The organism is Pseudoxanthobacter sp. M-2 (assembly GCF_046156265.1).
Classification (GTDB): domain Bacteria; phylum Pseudomonadota; class Alphaproteobacteria; order Rhizobiales; family Segnochrobactraceae; genus CAMDHY01.
On the sequence record NZ_JAWDIR010000011.1, the window covers coordinates 489,051 to 506,081 of the forward strand.

The window sequence follows — 17,031 nt, forward strand, 5'->3', positions numbered from 1 at the left end:
CGACGATCGGGTCTATATGACGGTGGAACGAAACGCTGCGGGCGGGTGCGCGGCGACGAGGAAGAACGCATGGTCACCTACGTGGATGCGGCGACGGCGCCGCTGAAGAACACCGGTCACGTCCGGCTCTACGGCCGCGACGCCTTCGTCGGCATGCATCGCGCCGGCCGGCTCGCCGCCGAGTGCCTGGACGCGCTGACGCCGCTCGTGCAGCCGGGCGTCACGACCGACGAGATCGACGCCTTCGTTTACGACTTCGGCGTCTCGCACGGCGCCCTGCCGGCGACGCTCCACTATCGCGGCTACCGCAAGTCGACCTGCACCTCGATCAACCACGTCGTCTGCCACGGCATTCCGAACGACAAGCCGATGCGCGACGGCGACATCGTCAACATCGACGTCACCTTCATCCTCGACGGCTGGCACGGCGATTCGAGCCGCATGTACGGCGTCGGCCAACTGCGGCGGGCGGCCGAGCGGCTGCTGGAAGTCACCTACGAATCGATGATGCGCGGCATCGCGGTGATCCGTCCCGGCGCCACCACGGGCGACATCGGCGCGGCGATCCAGACCTATGTGGAGGCCGAGCGCTGCTCGGTGGTGCGCGACTTCTGCGGCCACGGCGTCGGCCGGCTGTTCCACGACACGCCGAACATCCTGCACTACGGCCGCCCCGGCGAGGGCATCGAGCTCCGCCCCGGCATGATCTTCACGGTGGAGCCGATGGTGAACCTCGGGCGGCCGCACGTGAAGATCCTGTCGGACGGCTGGACCGCGGTGACGCGGGACCGCTCGCTGTCGGCGCAGTACGAGCACACGGTGGGGGTCACCGAGAGCGGCCACGAGATCTTCACGCTGTCGCCGGCCGGTCTCGACCGGCCGCGGTCCGCCGGCTGAGGACCGGCGCTCGGGGGGGCGGGCGGCGATGGCGGACGGTGACGGTTTCGAAGATGCCCGACCCGCCCGCCGCGGGCAGAAGGCGGCCGCGCCGGCCGATGGCGAGGGGCTCGACGGTCACCGTGCCCGGCTCCGGGCGCGATTCCGCAGCGCCGGCGCCGATTCTCTGGCGGACTACGAACTCCTCGAACTGATCCTGTTCCGCGCCATCCCGCGGCGCGACACCAAGCCGGTGGCCAAGCGGCTGATCGCCCGCTTCGGCTCGTTCGGCGAGGTGCTCGGCGCGCCGGAGGCGCATCTCGCCGAGGTCGAGGGCGTCGGGCCGGCGGTGGCGCTCGACCTCAAGACGGTGCTCGCCGCCGCCCAGCGCCTGACGCGCGGCCGGGTGCGCGGCAAGCAGGTGCTGGGCTCGTGGAGCCAGGTCATCGAGTACTGCCGCGCGGCGATGGCGTTCGCCGAGCGCGAGCAGTTCCGCATCCTCTTCCTCGACAAGAAGAACGCGCTGATCGCCGATGAGCTGCAGCAGACCGGCACCGTCGACCACACGCCGGTCTATCCGCGCGAGGTGGTGAAGCGGGCGCTCGAGCTCTCGGCGACCGCCCTGATCCTCGTCCACAACCATCCCTCGGGCGATCCGACGCCGTCGCGGGCGGACATCGACATGACGCGCCACATCGCCGAAGTGGCGAAGCCGCTGGGCATCGTCCTGCACGACCACATCATCGTCGGTCGTGACGGCCACGCCTCGCTGAAGGGCCTGCAACTGATCTGAGGCGCGCCTCCGTCGCTCGATGTCGCCGCCGGAGACCAGACCGCCCGATAAGCAGGCTCCCGCCCGCACGTGCCCAAATTGGCGGCAACCTTGCCCGCGACCCTCTGTCTGCCCACGATCAAGGCAAGGGGCGCTTGCGGCGCGCCGCACTTTCCCGGTTAAATCCGGGGGCGCGCCGCCGGCGCGGGCAGGGGACGGGACGGACGATGACGGTGAGCGCCTTCGACGAGATGACCGGCTCCGGTACCGATTTGGGGCAGGGCGATGTGCGGCAGGGCTATGAGCGGGTGAAGGCCTGGATCGGCGAGACGGACGTGGAGCAGCTGCGCGCCCGCCAGCACGAGGCCGAGCTTCTCTTCCGGCGCATCGGCATCACCTTCTCCGTCTACGGTGACGCCGAGGCCGAGGAGCGCATCATCCCGTTCGACATCGTGCCGCGGGTGCTCACCCGCGCTGAATGGGACCGCCTCTCGGCCGGCCTCGTGCAACGGGTGAAGGCGCTCAATGCCTTCCTCGGCGACGTCTACGGCAAGGGCGAGGTCGTCCGCGCCGGCGTCATCCCCGAGGACCTCGTCTACGGCAATCCCTACTACCGCCCCGAGATGGTGGGTGTGGAGGTACCACACGGCGTCTACGTGCCGATCGCCGGCATCGACATCGTCCGCGTCGACGCCGACACCTTCTACGTCCTCGAGGACAATGCCCGCACGCCCTCCGGCGTCTCCTACATGCTGGAGAACCGTGAGGTGATGATGCGGCTGCTGCCGGACCTCTGCCAGACCCACCGCATCGCGCCGGTCGAGAACTATCCAGACGAGCTTCTGGCGACGCTGCGCTCGCTCGCGCCGACCTCGGCGCCCGGCTTCCCGACGGTGGCGCTTTTGACGCCCGGCCCCTTCAACAGCGCCTACTACGAGCACTCGTTCCTGGCCGACAAGCTCGGCGTCGAGCTCGTCGAGGGCAGCGACCTCTTCGTCAGCGAGAACGTCGTCTACATGCGCACGACGCAGGGGCCGCGCCGGGTCGACGTGCTCTACCGCCGCCTCGACGACGACTTCCTCGACCCGCTGGTGTTCCGCCCCGATTCGGTGCTGGGCGTGCCCGGCCTGCTGTCGGCCTACAGGGCCGGCAACATCGCGCTCGCCAACGCCGTCGGCACCGGCGTCGCCGACGACAAGGCCGTCTACACCTACATGCCGGAGATCGTGCGCTTCTATCTCGGCGAGGAGCCGATCCTGCAGAACGTGCCGACCTGGCGCTGCCGCGAGCCCGACTCCCTCGCCTACGTGCTCGAGAACATGGCCGACCTCGTCGTCAAGGAGGTCTCGGGCTCGGGCGGCTACGGCATGCTGGTCGGCCCGAAGTCGGACGCGGCCACCATCGCCGCCTTCCGCGACAAGGTGAAGGCCCACCCGACGAACTACATCGCGCAGCCGACGTTGGCGTTGTCGACGTGCCCGACCTTCGTGGGGGAGGGCGTGGCGCCACGCCACGTCGACCTCCGGCCGTTCGTGCTGACCGGCTCCGACCGCGTCCGCATCGTGCCCGGCGGCCTCACCCGCGTCGCCCTCAAGGAGGGATCGCTGGTGGTCAATTCGAGCCAGGGCGGCGGCACCAAGGACACCTGGGTCGTCGACTGACGCGCCCCCCTCGTCCGCCGCCGCCGCGCCGTTCCCTTCCGAGAAAGCCTCCCCGATGCTCTCCCGCACCGCCGATACCCTCTACTGGCTCGCCCGCTACGTCGAGCGGGCCGAGAACACCGCGCGCATCCTCGACGCCGCGCTCCGGCTCGCGACCCTGCCGGCCGGCTACGGCGGCAGCTCCAACGAATGGGAATCGGCGGTGGCGGCCACCGGCTCCGAGGACCTGTTCCGCAGCCTCTACGAGGAGGCGACGCAGGCGACGGTGGTCGACTTCCTCGCCTTCTCGCCGGCCAACCCGTCGAGCATCCGCAACTGCCTGGAGATCGCCCGCCACAACGCCCGTGCCGTCCGCACGGCGCTGACGATCGAGATGTGGGAGGCGATCAACGGCGCCTGGCTCGAGATGAAGCGCTTCGACGGGGCGACCATGACGCGCCCGCGCCTCGGCGAGTTCCTCTCCTTCGTCAAGGAGGCGTCGCTCCGCTTCGACGGCTCGGCCTATCGGACGATGCTGCGCAATGACGCCTTCGACTTCTTCCGCATCGGCGTCTACCTGGAGCGGGCGGATTCGACGGCGCGCATCCTCGACGTGAAGTCGCACATCCTTTTGCCGGAGGGGCAGTCGGTCGGCGGCGGCCTCGACTACTTCCAGTGGTCGGCGATCCTGCGCTCGGTGTCGGCGCTGACCTCCTACCACTGGGTCTATCGCGAGAGCCTGCGGCCGCGCCTGGTCGCCGACCTCCTGATCCTGCGCCGCGAGATGCCGCGCTCGCTGACGAGCTGCTACGAGAACGCCACGCGCCACCTCGACTATCTGGCGCGGACCTACGGACGGCAGGGGCCGAGCCAGCGGCTCGCCCGCGCCTCCTATGCGCGCCTCGAGAGCATGGAGATCACCACCGTGTTCGCCACCGGCATGCACGCCTTCCTCGTCGACTTCATCGGCGAGAACAACCAGCTCGGCCAGGCGATCTCCGAACAGTACCTGGTCTGAGGTTCACCGAGAGGCGGGCGGCGCGGCGATGCGGCTTCGGATCACCCACGAGACGACCTACCGCTACACCCAGCCGGTGGCGCGGGCGATCCAGGTGCTGCGGCTGACGCCGCAGAACCACAACGGCCAGTTCGTCGCCGACTGGCGCCTCGACGTCTCGGCCGACGGCCGCCTGACGCCGATCGACGACCCGTTCGGCAACAGCGCCCATTCGTTCTCGTCCGACGGGCCGCTCGACACGCTCACCATCACCGCATCCGGCGAGGTCGGCTCCGATGACACCGCCGGGATTGTCCGGGGCGCGATCGAGCGGCTGCCGATGCCGGTCTATCTGCGCCAGACGCCGCTCACGACCGCCGACGAGGCGCTGGCCGACTTCGCCCACGCCACGGCCTTCGGCACGGACGACCCGCTCGATCTTCTGCACACGCTGAACCGCGGCCTGCACGAGCGCCTGCGCCGCGACCCGCCCTCGGCGACGCCGGTTCGGGCCGCCGCCGAGATCTTCGCCGACGGCGGCGGCACCGCCCAGGAACTCGCCCACGTCTTCCTCGCTGCCGCCCGCGCTGCTGGTGCGCCGTGCCGCTACGTCGCCGGCTACCTCTACAGCGACGCCGGCGGGCGCGAGAGCGATGCGGGACATGCTTGGGCGGAGGCCCACGTCGACGGTATCGGCTGGATCGGCTTCGATCCATCGCTGGGCGTCTGCCCGGCCGACGAGCACGTTCGCGTCGCCACCGCCCTCGACTGGCTTGGCGCCGCGCCCCTGCGCGGCGCCCGGACGGGCGGCGAGGGCGAGACGATCGCCGTGCGCGTCGTGGTGGAGGCGGTCGGCGGCAGCCGGGGCTGACCAGGAGGCCGCGCGTCGGGGCCACGGCGCACGCAGGCCCCGTGCAAGGTTGCGTGGCGGCGGCGATTGCCGGCGGTGGGAGGCGGTGGCATTTTGCGCCGTCCCGCCCGAGGCCGGACTCTCGCCGGAGTCATCATGTCCTTCGTAACCGACGACGCACAGCCGCCCGAGCCTGTCTCCGTTGCTTCGCCGGCGCCGCACGCCACGGGCACCACCCGCCGCGGCATCCTCGCCGGTGCCGCTGCCCTCGGCGGCTTCGTCGTCCTCGGCCGGGCGAGCCCCGTCGCTGCCGCCGAGGCCTCGGAGAAGGCCTGGAAGCACCTCGCCCGCAGCCTCTCCGGATCGTTGCTGCGCCCGGGCGACAAGGGTTTCAAGGCCACCGCGCGGCCGAACAACCTCGTCTATGCCGACCGCCTGCCCGCCGGCATCGCCCGCTGCCGCACGCCGGAGGACGTCGCCAAAGCGATCCTCTGGTGCCGCGAACACGACATCCGCTTCGTCGCCCGCGCCGGCGGCCACAACTATGCCGGCTACTCGACGACGCACGGGCTGATGATCGACGTCGGCGATCTGAACGACATCGCCTTCGACCCGCAGTCCGGGCGCGTCACGGTCGGCGCCGGGGTGAAGAACCGCGACATCTACACGGCGCTGTCCCGCGCGAGCGTGGCGATCACCCACGGACGCTGCTACGGCGTCGGCGTGGCGGGCTTCCTGCTCGGTGGCGGCATCGGCTTCGACATGCGGCTGAACGGCATCGGTTCCGACAAGCTGATGGAGACCCACGTCGTCGGGGCCGACGGCGAGATACGCACGGCGCGCGAGCGTCACCAGCCGGACCTGTTCTGGGCCTGCCGCGGCGGCGCCGGCGGCAACTTCGGCATCAACACGCGCTTCGTCGTGGAAACCTTCGCGGTCGACGAGATCACCGCCTTCGACATCACCTGGTCGCGCAAGCCGCAGGCGGTGGCGGAGGCGCTGATCACGGCGCTGCAGGGCACGACGCGCCGCCTCGGCTCGAAGATCACGCTGCGCGCGGTCACCCCGGCGGACCGCCGCGCCGGCAAGGACGTCCGCGTCAACCTGCTCGGCCAGCTGCACGGGCCGCGGGACGAGCTGCGCGACATCCTCGCGCCGGTCTTCGCCGTGGCGCCGTCGCTCAAGCAGACGATCCGAACCGGACCCTATTGGGAAGGGCAGGAGCTCCTGTCGGAGGAGGGGGCGCCCGAGCACTATCGGGAGCGCTCCCGCTTCGTCGAAAGGCCCTTCGGCGCCCGGGCCCTCGACACCGCCTTCCGCCACGCCCGTCGCTTCCCGGGAACCAGCGGTTCGGCCTCGTTGAAGCTCTTCCAGACCGGCAAGGCGGTGAACGACCTCAGGGCGCGTGACACCGCCTTCGTCCACCGCCGCAGCCAGTGGCTGTTCTCGACATCGTTCACCTATGAGGCAGAGGACGGGCGCCGGGCCGTCGCGGCCGCGCGCGACTGGCTGGACGAGACCTACGAGGCGATGCTGCCCCATTGCGGCGAGGGGGCGTTCCAGAACTTCCCCGACCCGGCGCTGCGCGACTGGGCCGAGCAGTATTACGGCGTCAACTACGCGCGGCTGTCCGAGATCAAGAAGGCGGTCGATCCCGACAACGTCTTCCGGTTCGGACAGTCGATCCGCCGCCCCGGCTAGCGCTGCGACGAGCGGGAAGCCGGGTCCGGGCTCGAGCGTTCGCCACGAACGGACGGCTCTCGAACCCGCCGCCCGTCGGGCCGAGATCGTCTTTGTCACATTCGCGGGGCGTGCGGGAACATTTGCCCGATGTCGGCGTTCCTGAGGTGCCAATGCGGTTTCCTCATCTCCCCCTCGGCCCCGGACGCTCGCGCGTCCGGGGCTTTTTTCCCGTGCCCAAGCCGGGCTGCCCTGCCTAATCTCCCCTGGCTCCACGAATCGTGATCCGCGGCGTGGGGCGGTTCGTGCCATATCGGGAACTGGTCCAGCCAGACGACGCCCTTGTCGCCGGCGGACCGAGGGGAAGCATCAGCGCCGTGGGGGCGAGAAACGCCGTCCTGCCTGTGGTCCTGCCAGTCGCCGTGACGGTCTTCGTCGCGGCGCTCCTCGTCGTGGTCGCCATCGTCTGGGCCGCCCAGCTCTCCGACGACTATGCGGTCTCCCGCCAGGCGTCGTTGTTCGCCACCGCCGTCGATGACCGTCTCGAGGACATGACCCGCGAGCAGACGGTCGCGATCGGCGGCGAGGCGGCGGCGGCCGCGGCTCTCGACCCCGCGGCACGCGACCGCCTGCACGAGCGGCTCGGGCGCTGGCTGAGCGCCCGGCACGGCCACGACCTGGTCTTCCTGCTCGATGGCAGCGGACGACCGGTCTACGGCTCGGACGGTGGCGAGATGATCGAGCCGGGCGCCTTCGAGCGCCTGCGCGCCATCCTCGACGACTTGGTCGCCACCGCCCGGACGGCGACAACGGCAGCCGGTCCTTCTCTCGATGACGATGCCGTGGCCGGTGCGGGTGGGGCATCCGTCGCCGGCGCCGCCGACGTGGTCGTCTCGGACGGCCGGCCGGCGCTCGCCGCCGTCGTTCCGGTGGGAGCGGGCCTCGCCGCCGCCGAGCGCCCGGTGCTGGTGAGCCTCGCCTTCCTCGACGCCGACCTCCTGGGCGAAATCGGCCGCGACCTGCAACTGAACGGCGCCCATCTGCGCGCCGTGCCGCCGAACGAATCGGGCTGGGCGGTCGAGGCGCTGACCGCGCGCGGCGGTGGCCCGGCGCTCGGCTTCCTCACCTGGCGGCCCGACCGCCCCGGCGACTGGATCCGCACCCACGTGCTGCCGACCGCCGTGGTGGCGATGGCGGCCGTGGCCGCGGTGACGGCGCTGCTTCTGTTCAAGCTCGGCACCGCCTCCACCGCCGACGCCCGGCGCCGCGAAGAGATCGACCGCATGGCGGAGCGCGATCCGCTGACGGACCTCGCGAACCGCCGGCTGCTGGAGGCGCGCCTCGAGTCTGCCCTGGAGGCGCGGGACGGACGCCGCGGCGTCGCCGTCCACTATGTCGACCTCGACGACTTCAAGACCTTCAACGACACCCACGGCCACGGTGCCGGCGACCAGCTTCTGGTCGAGGTCGGCCGCCGCCTCGAGCGGCTGATCGGCCCCGACGATCTCGTCGCCCGGCTCGGCGGCGACGAATTCGTCGTGCTGCAGACGTCGGTGCTGGCCGCGGCAGAGGCGCAGGTGCTGGGTGTCCGCATCAGCGAGACGCTCTGCCAGCCGATGTTCGTCGGCATCCGCCGGCTGCCGGTCGCTGGCTCCGTCGGGACGGCGGTGAGCTTCGACCGGACGATAGGGGCGGACGACCTGTTCCGCCGCGCCGACCTCGCCCTCTATGCCTCCAAGGAGGACCGCGACCGCCGCCACACGATGTTCGAGCAGGCGATGGAGGATTCCATGCGCCTGCAGTCGCGGCTGCAGGCCGACCTCGCCCATGCCCTCGACGCCGGGCTGCTGGAGGTCTGGTACCAGCCGATCGTCACTGCCGGCACCGGCCGGGTGCAGGCGATGGAGGCGCTCGCCCGCTGGCGCCATCCTGAACGCGGCTACGTGCCGGCGCCGTTCTTCGTGCGGCTCGCCGAGGAGAACGGCCAGATCGTCCGCCTCGGCACCTACGTGCTGCGCCGCGCCTGCGCCGACGCGGTCGCCTGGGACGGGGCGTGGCTGTTCGTCAACGCCTCGCCGACCGAGCTCGCCGACATCGCCTATGTCGACGGCGTCCGCAGCGCGCTGGCGCTGTCGGGGCTGGCGCCGGAACGCCTCTGCATCGAGGTGACCGAGCACGCCTTCGGCAGCGAGAACAACCAGACGCTCTCTGTGCTGGCGGCGCTGCGCCGCATGGGCGTGCGCATCATGCTCGACGACTTCGGCACCGGCTATTCCAGCCTGTCGCGCCTGCGCGAGCTGCCGGTCGACGGCATCAAGATCGACCGCGCCTTCGTCACCGACGTTTCCGGCGACCCGAACGGCTCGGCGATCCTGTCGGCGATCGCCGATCTCGGCCGGGCGCTCGGGCTGTTCGTCATCATCGAGGGCATTGAGACGGAAGCCGAGCGCAGCGTCGCGATCGCCACCGGCGCCGCCGCCCTGCAGGGCTTCCTGTTCGCCCAGCCGCGTCCGGCGCGAGACTTCGACTTCGCCGAGGGCGCGCCGATGTTCGGGGCGCCCGTGTTCGCCGTGCCGGCACCGCGCGGCGGCCTCGACGTCGAGCTCGGCGAAGCGGGCCCGCTCGGCATGCCGACGCCGCCGACGGGCGAGGGGCCGCGGATCCTGCACTGACACGGATGGCCCGCGGCGGCCGGGTGTGCTCTGAGCAAACCGGCCAGCACGCACCACTCTCGCCATCCGCCCGCCCGCCGTGCCATCCTTCCGCCCGTCCGCGGCCGCGCCGATGCTCCCGATGCGTCGGCCTCGCGGCGCGTGCGCCGGGCGCCCGCCCGGCCCAGGGGAGACGCCGTGTTCCGTTCGATCCTCATCGCCAACCGCGGCGAGATCGCCGTCCGCATTATCCGCACCGCCCGCCGCCTCGGGCTGCGCACGATCGCCGTCTACTCGGACGCCGACGCCGAGGCGCCACACGTGCGGCTCGCCGACGTGGCCGTGCCGATCGGCCCGGCGCCGGCGGCGCAATCCTACCTCTCGGCCGACCGCATCCTCGCCGCCGCGCGCTCGACCGGCGCCGAGTGCATCCACCCCGGCTACGGCTTCCTGTCGGAGAACGCCGGCTTTGCCGAGGCGTGCGCCGCCGCAGGCATCGTCTTCGTCGGCCCGCCGCCGTCGGCGATCCGTGCCATGGGGCTGAAGGATGGCGCCAAGGCGCTGATGGAGCAGAATAAAGTTCCGGTGGTGCCGGGCTATCACGGCGAACGCCAGGACCCGGATTTCCTGAAGCAGAAGGCCTACGAGATCGGCTACCCGGTGCTGATCAAGGCGGTCGCCGGCGGCGGCGGCAAGGGCATGCGCCGGGTCGACCGGGCGATCGAGTTCGACGAGGCGCTCGCCGCCGCCCGCCGCGAGGCGCAGTCGTCCTTCGGCGACCCGCGCGTGCTCGTCGAGCGCTACGTCCGCGACCCCCGCCATATCGAGTTCCAAGTCTTCGCCGATACCCACGGCAACACCATTCACCTGAACGAGCGCGACTGCTCCATCCAGCGCCGCCACCAGAAGGTGCTCGAGGAGGCGCCGGCGTCGGGCATGACGGCGGAGGTGCGGGCCGCCATGGGCGCGGCCGCCGTCGCCTCGGCGAAGGCCGTCGGCTATGTCGGCGCCGGCACGGTGGAATTCATCGTCGACGGCGCCAAGGGGCTCCGGCCCGACGGCTTCTGGTTCATGGAGATGAACACCCGCCTGCAGGTGGAGCACCCGGTGACCGAGGCGATCACCGGCTTCGACCTCGTCGAGTGGCAGCTGCGCGTCGCCGCCGGCGAGCCGCTGCCGTCGCAGGCGGCGCCGATCGACGGCCACGCCGTCGAGGTGCGCCTCTATGCCGAGGACCCGGACGCCGGCTTCCTGCCGTCCTCGGGGCGCCTCGACGTGCTTCGTCTGCCGGAGGGGGAGGGCATCCGCGTCGATTCGGGCGTCGAGGAGGGCGGCACGGTGGCGCCGTTCTACGATCCGATGATCGCCAAGATCATCGCCCACGGCGCCGACCGGAAGCAGGCGCTGGACCGGCTATCGGCGGCGCTCGCCCGCACCGTCGTCGCCGGGCCGAAGTCGAACCTCGCCTTCCTGCGGTCGGTCGTCGGCCATGCCGACGTGCGCACCGGCGGCGTCGACACCGGCTTCGTCGAGCGCGCCGGCACGGCGATCGCCGGCGGCCGCGTCGGTGACGGCGTCGTCGCCGCCGTCGTGGTGCGGCTGGTCGCGGCGACGCGGGCGCCGCCGCCGGTGCCGCGCGCCGACGGCTGGAGCGACCCGTGGGCGACCCTCGACGGCTTCGCCCTCGGCCCGTCGCGGGAGGTCGGTTACCGCTTCTCGGTCGACGGCGGGGCGCCGCAGACGGCGCGGCTGCGCTGGGGCCACGGCACGGTCGAGGCGTTCGTCGGCCGCGCCTCCAGCGCCGGCGTGGCGGAGGAGGCGTTCGTGCGCGCCGGCGACGCCGCCTATGCGCTCGACGCCGGCCGTGCCGCCGCGGTGCGCCTCGTCGACGAACTCGCCCGCACCGCCGATGATCTCGAGGGCTCCGGCGTGGTGCGCGCGCCGATGCACGGCCGGCTGCTGGCCGTCCGCGTCGCTCCCGGCGACACGGTGGCGCGGGGCGTGCCGCTGTTTACCGTCGAGGCGATGAAGATGGAGCACACGGTGGTCGCCCCGCGCGACGGCACCGTTGCCGAGGTACGCGCCGCCGTCGGCGCCCAGGTGGCGCAGGGCGCGGCGATCGTGGTGCTGGCGGATGTGGAGGGCGGAAAGCCGGGCTGAGCTTCATCCCCCTCCACGTCATCCCCCTCCACGTCATCTCCCTCTACGTCATGCCCCGGCTTGACCGGGGCATCCATCACGGACGCGACCGACGTTTGGGGGTGGGATGGATCGCCCGGTCAAGCCGGGCGATGACGGTGAGAGGGTGTGGCTTGACGTATGTCCCCTGCTCGCCAGTGTGCTCGGCCGGGAAATCAGGGTGCTTGCAGCAAGGGCGCCACTTGTCCCCAGCCGCGCCGATCGGCGCGATTGATTCCGCGGCGCTGCCGCACCACCCTCCCGCCATGCCGCTCCACATCATCAAGCTCTGCGTCGGCGCCGATTCGATCGAGGATCTGCAGCAGTGGATCGACGAGACGCAGGCCGAGCGCCGGCGCCTCGGGCGGCCGGCCGAGCAGGTCCACACCACCCGCATGGCGCCGCGCCGCCGCGACGAGGTGCTCGACGGCGGCTCGCTCTACTGGGTGATCCGCGGCGTGCTGCAGGTGCGCCAGCCGATCCGCGACCTCCGGCCGGTCAAGGGCGACGACGGCATCGAGCGCTGCGAGATCGTGCTGGAGCCGGTGCTGGTGCCGACCGAGCGCCGGCAGAAGCGGCCGTTCCAGGGCTGGCGCTACCTCGCGCCCGCCGAGGCACCGCGCGACATCGGCCAGAGGGGCGAGGGCGGCGATGCCCTGCCGAGCGACATGCGCCGCGCGCTTGCCGAGCTCGGCCTGCTTTGAGCCCGCGGGCCGCGATGAGCAGCACGGTCGCCGCAGGGCCATTGCGAAATCGGTGGCGCGCTTCATCTTATCGTCTGTGACCGATCGTAATCGCCCCCTGTCGAAGACCACCACCGTCCCCTCCGGGTTGGGCGAGGCCGCGCGCTCGTCCTCTTCGGAAATCGAGGCCTTCCTCGAGAAGGCGCGCACGATGGCGCCGCGCGGCGAGGGGCAGGGGCGGCTGGTCTTCGCCCTCGATGCCACCATGAGCCGCCAGCCGACCTGGGACCAAGCCTGCGTCATCCAGGCCGAGATGTTCGACGCGACGGCGGCACTCGGCGGGCTGTCGGTGAAGCTCGTCTATTTCCGCGGCCTCGGCGAGTGCCGGGCGAGCCGCTGGGTCGCCGACCCGCAGATGCTCGGCGGCCTGATGTCGAGGATCGACTGCCGAGGCGGCTTCACGCAGATCCGCAAGGTGCTGTCGCACGTCGCCAACGAGGCGCGCGAGAAGCGCGTCGGGGCGCTCGTCTATGTGGGTGACGCCTGCGAGGAGCCGGTCGACGAACTCGCCGCCCGCGCCGGCGAACTGGCGCTGCGCGGCGTACCGGCCTTCCTCTTCCAGGAGGGTAGTGACGCCACCGCCTCCGTCGCCTTCGCCGAGATCGCCCGCCTCACCGGCGGCGCGCACGTCCGTTTCAGCGCCGGCGCCGGAGCGGAGCTTGCGAAGCTCCTGCGCGCCGTCGCCGCCTATGCGGCCGGCGGCCGGGCCGCTCTCGCCGCGCTCGAGAAGCGCGGCGACGACGGCGCCCGGCTGCTGCTCGGCAGGCTGTCGCCGTGATCTTTCTCCTCGGCGGCGCTCTGCTGGTTCTCTGCCTCTGGGCCCTCGGCCGCGGCTATGTAAAGGCGGATCCGAAGAAGCTCGCGCGCTCGCTGCCGCGCATCGGCGGCGTCGTGCTGATCGGCGTCGCCATCGTGCTGGCGGCGACCGGCAAGTGGGCCGCGGCGATGCCGATCGGCCTGTTCGGGCTGTCGCTGTTCGGTTTCGGCGGGCTGGGCGGACTGGGTGGCCTGGGCCGGCTCGGGGGCCTGGGCGGGCTCGGTGGCCTCGGGCGTCCCGGCGGAACTGCCGGCGGCGGCACCGGCACGGCACCGAAGACGTCGCGGGCGGCGAGTGCGCTCGTCGAACTCGAACTCGACCACGTTGCCGGCACGGTGCGCGGCACCGTCCGCTCCGGCCGCTATGCCGGCCAGTCGCTCAATGCGCTGTCCGTCGAGGCGCTGATCGGCCTATGGGCGGGCGCGGCTGGCGACCGGGAGAGCCGGGCGCTCCTGGAAGTGTATCTCGACCGCCGGGAGCCCCGCTGGCGTGAACACCTGAACGACGGTGCGGCAGGGGGGCAGGGCGCCGCGCCGCGCTCGCGCGGCATGAGCGAGCAGGAGGCGTACGAGATCCTGGGGCTTGCGCAGGGCGCGAGTGCGGACGAGGTCCGCACCGCGCACCGCAACCTGATGAAGCGCGTCCATCCCGACATGGGCGGGTCCGCGGCGCTCGCTGCGCGTATCAACGAAGCGAAGGAACGTCTCTTGGGCGGCCATCGTCGCAGTCCGTGATGCGCGTTACTGGAGAACCGGCAGGCAGTCGTAGGCACGCTTCTTGATCTGGGCGCAGGCGGCCCGGGCGGCGGCCTGCGTCTCGAAACCGGCGAAACGGGCGCGGTAGAGCGTCGTCGAGCCGGCCGCGACCGGCTCCGTGTAGGGCTCGGCCTGCGCCAGCAGGCGGGCGAACTGGTCGCGGGCGGCGGCGAGGCGCTCGGAGGCGGCGGTCTGGCTCGGCAGCGCGCCGATCTGGATCTTCCAGCCGTCGCGCGCGGTCGGCGCCGGCGCGGCGACGGCCACCGGCTGCGGCGTGGCAATCTCCGGCACCGCGATCGGAGCGGTCGAGGCGACGACGACGGCCTCCTCGGCACCATCGACGGTGTTGGTGTCGCCCTGCTCCTCCTCGAACTGCTGCAGCATCGCGGTGAGCTGTGCCTTGGCGGCGGCGACGTCGGCGTTCGACGGCGAGCCGAGCTGGATCGGGGCGGCCTGCGGGGCGGGCGCGACCGGAGCCGCGGCGGCAACGGGGGCAGGCACCGGCAGGGCGGCGAAGGCGAGCGGCGCGACCGGCTCCTCGACGACGGCGGCCACGGCCACCGGCACGGCGGGACGGGCGGGCGCCGATACCGGCAGGCGGAGAGCCACGACGACGGGGCGAGCGGGGGACGCGGAGGCGGCCGGCGCCAGCACCATCGGCGCCTCGGCGGTCGGATCGGCGGCGGCGACTTCCGCTTCGGTCTGCGGCAGCTTCCAGCCGCCGCGCACGGAGGCGACGAGCGGCTGCGTGGCGCGGGTGCGCGTCGCCTTCGGCAGATAGGTGCGGACGAGCTCGGCCATGTGGGCGTCGCGCGAGCGGCCCGTGGCCCCGCCCATCACCACCGCGACGAGCTGGCGACCATCGCGCTTCACCGAGGTGACGAGGTTGAAGCCGGAGGCGCGGATATAGCCGGTCTTGATGCCGTCGACGCCCTCGACGCTGCCGAGGAGCCGGTTGTGGTTGCCGTAGGTGGCGCCCCGGAACACGAACTTGCGCGTCGAGAAGTACTTGTATTCCTGCGGGAAACGCGTCTGCACCGCGAGGCCGAGGGTGGCCATGTCGCGGGCGGTCGTCACCTGGCCCGGGTTGGGCAGGCCGTTCGGGTTGCGGAAGGTCGTACCGTGCATGCCGAGGCGGCGGGCCGTCGCGGTCATGCGCTTGCCGAACGCCTCCTCGCTGCCGGAGACGTTCTCGGCCACCACCATCGCGGCGTCGTTGGCCGACTTCGTCACCAGTCCGCGGATCGCTTCGCCGACGGTGATCGTGCCGCCTGCCTTCAGGCCAAGCTTGGAGGGCGCCTGCGCCGCCGCCTTGGCGGAGACCGACAGCTTCGAGGCCTCGTTGTAGCGGCCCTTCTGCATCTCCTCGAAGAGGATGTAGAGGGTCATGATCTTGGTGAGCGAGGCCGGGTAGCGGCGAGCGTCGGCGTTCTTCGCGAACAGCACCTCGCCTGTGGCGGAATCGACCACGATCGCCGCATAGCGGCTGTCGGCGGCAGGGCTCGCCTTGGTGGTCGCCGTCTTCTTCTTCGCCGCCCACGCCGGATCGGCGGTGGGGCCAGCCGCCAGCGCCGTGAGGGCCAGCCCGGCGACCGCGACCGCTCCCGTGCGGAGGATCGTTGCGAACAGGCGGCGGACGGCGGGGCGCAACGGCATCGGCGATCGACCTCGGCTCTCGGGTGACGGAGGAGCGGGATGGGCTCGGCCCGTACGGACCCCCTGCCCGCGGACGAGGGGTGACGCAATCGAGGCTATGGAATGGCGGTTAGCGGACGGTTAAGCGGCGACGCCCGCCGTCACGTTGTTGCAATGCGGGATGATCTTGACATTTTTTGTGCAGTGCATATAATTTTGGTCAGGTGCTGGCGACAGGGTCTCGCGTCGTCGCTGGGTCCGCCCCTGCCAAAGAAGGAATCAACAGAAATGGTTACTGGCGTGGATGAGATTCAGAAGCTCAACAAGGACGGTCTCGACACGGCCATGAAGTCGTTCGGCACGCTCTCCAAGGGCATGCAGGCGATCGCGGTCGAGGTCGCCGACTACTCGAAGAAGAGCTACGAGGACGGCACGGCCGCTCTCGAGAAGCTGATGGGCGTGAAGTCGCTCGACAAGGCGATGGAAGTGCAGAGCGAGTACCTGAAGTCCTCGTACGAGGGCATGGTCTCGCAGATGTCGAAGCTCGGCGAAATGTACGTCGACCTCGCCAAGGACGCCTACAAGCCCTACGAGACGATCTTCGCGAAGGTGACTTCGAAGTGATGTGACGCGGCGGCAGATGCCGCCGCGGAGCCGGCCTGCGCTCGCCCCTGCGGCGGTTCGGCGCTTGGCCGCCGGGGGCCGCAAGCGAGAGTGATCCTGAAGGGAGCCCGGCCTAGGCCGGGCTCTTTGCATTTGCGGACCCGGTTCGCCGGGTGACGGGCCGGTGGCCCCGAGCGGCGACCCGCCGCGCGAGGGGGGAGGGGCGAGGTATCCTGCCTCGTGCCGGCGGCTGCGGTGTCCGCCTGCGGCGCCGCTCGCCGCGTCGATCACGCGCATCCGCGTTGCGAATGCGGAGGATCGCCTTACAATGTCGGAGACGGCACCTACATGAGCCAGCACGGCCAGTGATCGGCGTGGCCGGCGGATGGGGTGGCGGTCGGCTGGCCCCCGGGCGGCAGGCGGCGCTAAGGCGCTGTGCGGAAAGCGATGCGGCGCGCAGGCGTCGTGTGGAAGGCGATGCGGCACGAACCGAGCATGACGGCCGGCGACGATCGTCGGGACGAGGGCGAGAATGGAACGGTCGTCGTCACGCGCACCCGCGCGAAGACGAAACGCCCGAACATGTATCGCGTCCTCATCCTGAACGACGACTACACGCCGATGGAATTCGTCGTGCACGTTCTGGAGCGGTTCTTTCAGAAGACCCGCGAGGAGGCGACGCGCATCATGCTGCACGTCCACCATCACGGCGTGGGCGAATGCGGCGTCTACACGTACGAGGTGGCCGAGACGAAAGTGACCCAGGTGATGGACTTCGCCCGCAAGCACCAGCACCCGCTGCAGTGCGTCATGGAGAAGAAGTGAGGGATACCC

At 71.4% G+C, this 17,031-nt stretch carries 14 protein-coding genes; 13 read left to right on the forward strand and 1 reads right to left on the reverse strand.

All coding sequences use genetic code 11. The annotated features are described in order from the left end of the window. The first annotated feature begins 69 nt into the window (after nucleotides 1–69). The 11 genes from map (at nucleotide 70) to RUR49_RS07415 (ending at nucleotide 13,938) form a co-directional block, all read left to right on the forward strand. Nucleotides 70–897, forward strand: a complete 828-nt coding sequence (gene map / locus RUR49_RS07365; protein ID WP_409145721.1) for a type I methionyl aminopeptidase — start codon at nucleotides 70–72, stop codon at nucleotides 895–897. A 28-nt stretch (nucleotides 898–925) separates the two neighbouring features. Then, entirely contained in the window at nucleotides 926–1,669 is a 744-nt protein-coding gene (radC, locus tag RUR49_RS07370; protein ID WP_409145722.1) for a RadC family protein, read from the forward strand. Nucleotides 1,670–1,875: 206 nt separating this feature from the next. Then, nucleotides 1,876–3,309 (forward strand): circularly permuted type 2 ATP-grasp protein, encoded by a 1,434-nt coding sequence (locus tag RUR49_RS07375; protein ID WP_409145723.1) that lies wholly within the window; start codon nucleotides 1,876–1,878, stop codon nucleotides 3,307–3,309. Nucleotides 3,310–3,364: 55 nt separating this feature from the next. Continuing rightward, nucleotides 3,365–4,306, forward strand: coding sequence for an alpha-E domain-containing protein (locus tag RUR49_RS07380; RefSeq protein ID WP_409145724.1), 942 nt, complete (start codon nucleotides 3,365–3,367; stop codon nucleotides 4,304–4,306). Between the two features lie 28 nt (nucleotides 4,307–4,334). Continuing rightward, nucleotides 4,335–5,156: a transglutaminase N-terminal domain-containing protein gene (locus RUR49_RS07385; RefSeq protein WP_409145725.1), complete on the forward strand. Its 822-nt coding sequence runs from the start codon at nucleotides 4,335–4,337 to the stop codon at nucleotides 5,154–5,156. A gap of 135 nt (nucleotides 5,157–5,291) precedes the next feature. Continuing rightward, a complete protein-coding gene (locus RUR49_RS07390; RefSeq protein WP_409145726.1) occupies nucleotides 5,292–6,836 on the forward strand; it encodes an FAD-binding oxidoreductase in 1,545 nt (514 codons plus the stop codon). A 356-nt stretch (nucleotides 6,837–7,192) separates the two neighbouring features. Beyond that, nucleotides 7,193–9,487, forward strand: a complete 2,295-nt coding sequence (locus RUR49_RS07395) for a putative bifunctional diguanylate cyclase/phosphodiesterase (protein WP_409145727.1) — start codon at nucleotides 7,193–7,195, stop codon at nucleotides 9,485–9,487. A gap of 177 nt (nucleotides 9,488–9,664) precedes the next feature. Then, entirely contained in the window at nucleotides 9,665–11,626 is a 1,962-nt protein-coding gene (locus tag RUR49_RS07400; RefSeq protein WP_409145728.1) for an acetyl/propionyl/methylcrotonyl-CoA carboxylase subunit alpha, read from the forward strand. 284 nt (nucleotides 11,627–11,910) lie between these two features. Further along, entirely contained in the window at nucleotides 11,911–12,348 is a 438-nt protein-coding gene (locus RUR49_RS07405; protein ID WP_409146349.1) for a DUF1489 family protein, read from the forward strand. A 52-nt stretch (nucleotides 12,349–12,400) separates the two neighbouring features. After that, nucleotides 12,401–13,165 carry a VWA domain-containing protein gene (locus RUR49_RS07410; protein WP_409145729.1) on the forward strand — a complete coding sequence of 255 codons (765 nt, stop codon included), beginning with the start codon at nucleotides 12,401–12,403 and terminating at the stop codon, nucleotides 13,163–13,165. After that, on the forward strand, nucleotides 13,162–13,938 hold the full coding sequence (locus RUR49_RS07415) for a DnaJ domain-containing protein (RefSeq protein WP_409145730.1): 777 nt from the start codon (nucleotides 13,162–13,164) through the stop codon (nucleotides 13,936–13,938). The genes RUR49_RS07410 and RUR49_RS07415 overlap by 4 nt, the downstream gene beginning before the upstream one ends. A gap of 6 nt (nucleotides 13,939–13,944) precedes the next feature. Here RUR49_RS07415 and RUR49_RS07420 read toward each other — a convergent pair whose 3' ends face one another. Further along, complete coding sequence (locus RUR49_RS07420) at nucleotides 13,945–15,615, reverse strand: D-alanyl-D-alanine carboxypeptidase (RefSeq protein WP_409145731.1); 1,671 nt, start codon at nucleotides 15,613–15,615, stop codon at nucleotides 13,945–13,947. Nucleotides 15,616–15,882: 267 nt separating this feature from the next. Here RUR49_RS07420 and RUR49_RS07425 point away from each other — a divergent pair, with 267 nt between their 5' ends. Continuing rightward, nucleotides 15,883–16,218, forward strand: coding sequence for a phasin family protein (locus tag RUR49_RS07425; RefSeq protein WP_409145732.1), 336 nt, complete (start codon nucleotides 15,883–15,885; stop codon nucleotides 16,216–16,218). A 474-nt stretch (nucleotides 16,219–16,692) separates the two neighbouring features. Further along, entirely contained in the window at nucleotides 16,693–17,022 is a 330-nt protein-coding gene (gene clpS, locus RUR49_RS07430; protein ID WP_409145733.1) for an ATP-dependent Clp protease adapter ClpS, read from the forward strand. Nucleotides 17,023–17,031: the final 9 nt, after the last annotated feature.

Excerpts from the sequence above, each read along its gene's own strand:
- map (WP_409145721.1), top strand. The coding sequence starts at position 70 with ATGGTCACCTACGTGGATGCGGCGACGGCGCCGCTGAAGAACACCGGT.
- radC (WP_409145722.1), top strand. The coding sequence starts at position 926 with ATGGCGGACGGTGACGGTTTCGAAGATGCCCGACCCGCCCGCCGCGGG.
- RUR49_RS07375 (WP_409145723.1), top strand. The coding sequence starts at position 1,876 with ATGACGGTGAGCGCCTTCGACGAGATGACCGGCTCCGGTACCGATTTG.
- RUR49_RS07380 (WP_409145724.1), top strand. The coding sequence starts at position 3,365 with ATGCTCTCCCGCACCGCCGATACCCTCTACTGGCTCGCCCGCTACGTC.
- RUR49_RS07385 (WP_409145725.1), top strand. The coding sequence starts at position 4,335 with ATGCGGCTTCGGATCACCCACGAGACGACCTACCGCTACACCCAGCCG.
- RUR49_RS07390 (WP_409145726.1), top strand. The coding sequence starts at position 5,292 with ATGTCCTTCGTAACCGACGACGCACAGCCGCCCGAGCCTGTCTCCGTT.
- RUR49_RS07405 (WP_409146349.1), top strand. The coding sequence starts at position 11,911 with ATGCCGCTCCACATCATCAAGCTCTGCGTCGGCGCCGATTCGATCGAG.
- RUR49_RS07420 (WP_409145731.1), bottom strand. The coding sequence starts at position 15,615 with ATGCCGTTGCGCCCCGCCGTCCGCCGCCTGTTCGCAACGATCCTCCGC.
- RUR49_RS07425 (WP_409145732.1), top strand. The coding sequence starts at position 15,883 with ATGGTTACTGGCGTGGATGAGATTCAGAAGCTCAACAAGGACGGTCTC.
- clpS (WP_409145733.1), top strand. The coding sequence starts at position 16,693 with ATGACGGCCGGCGACGATCGTCGGGACGAGGGCGAGAATGGAACGGTC.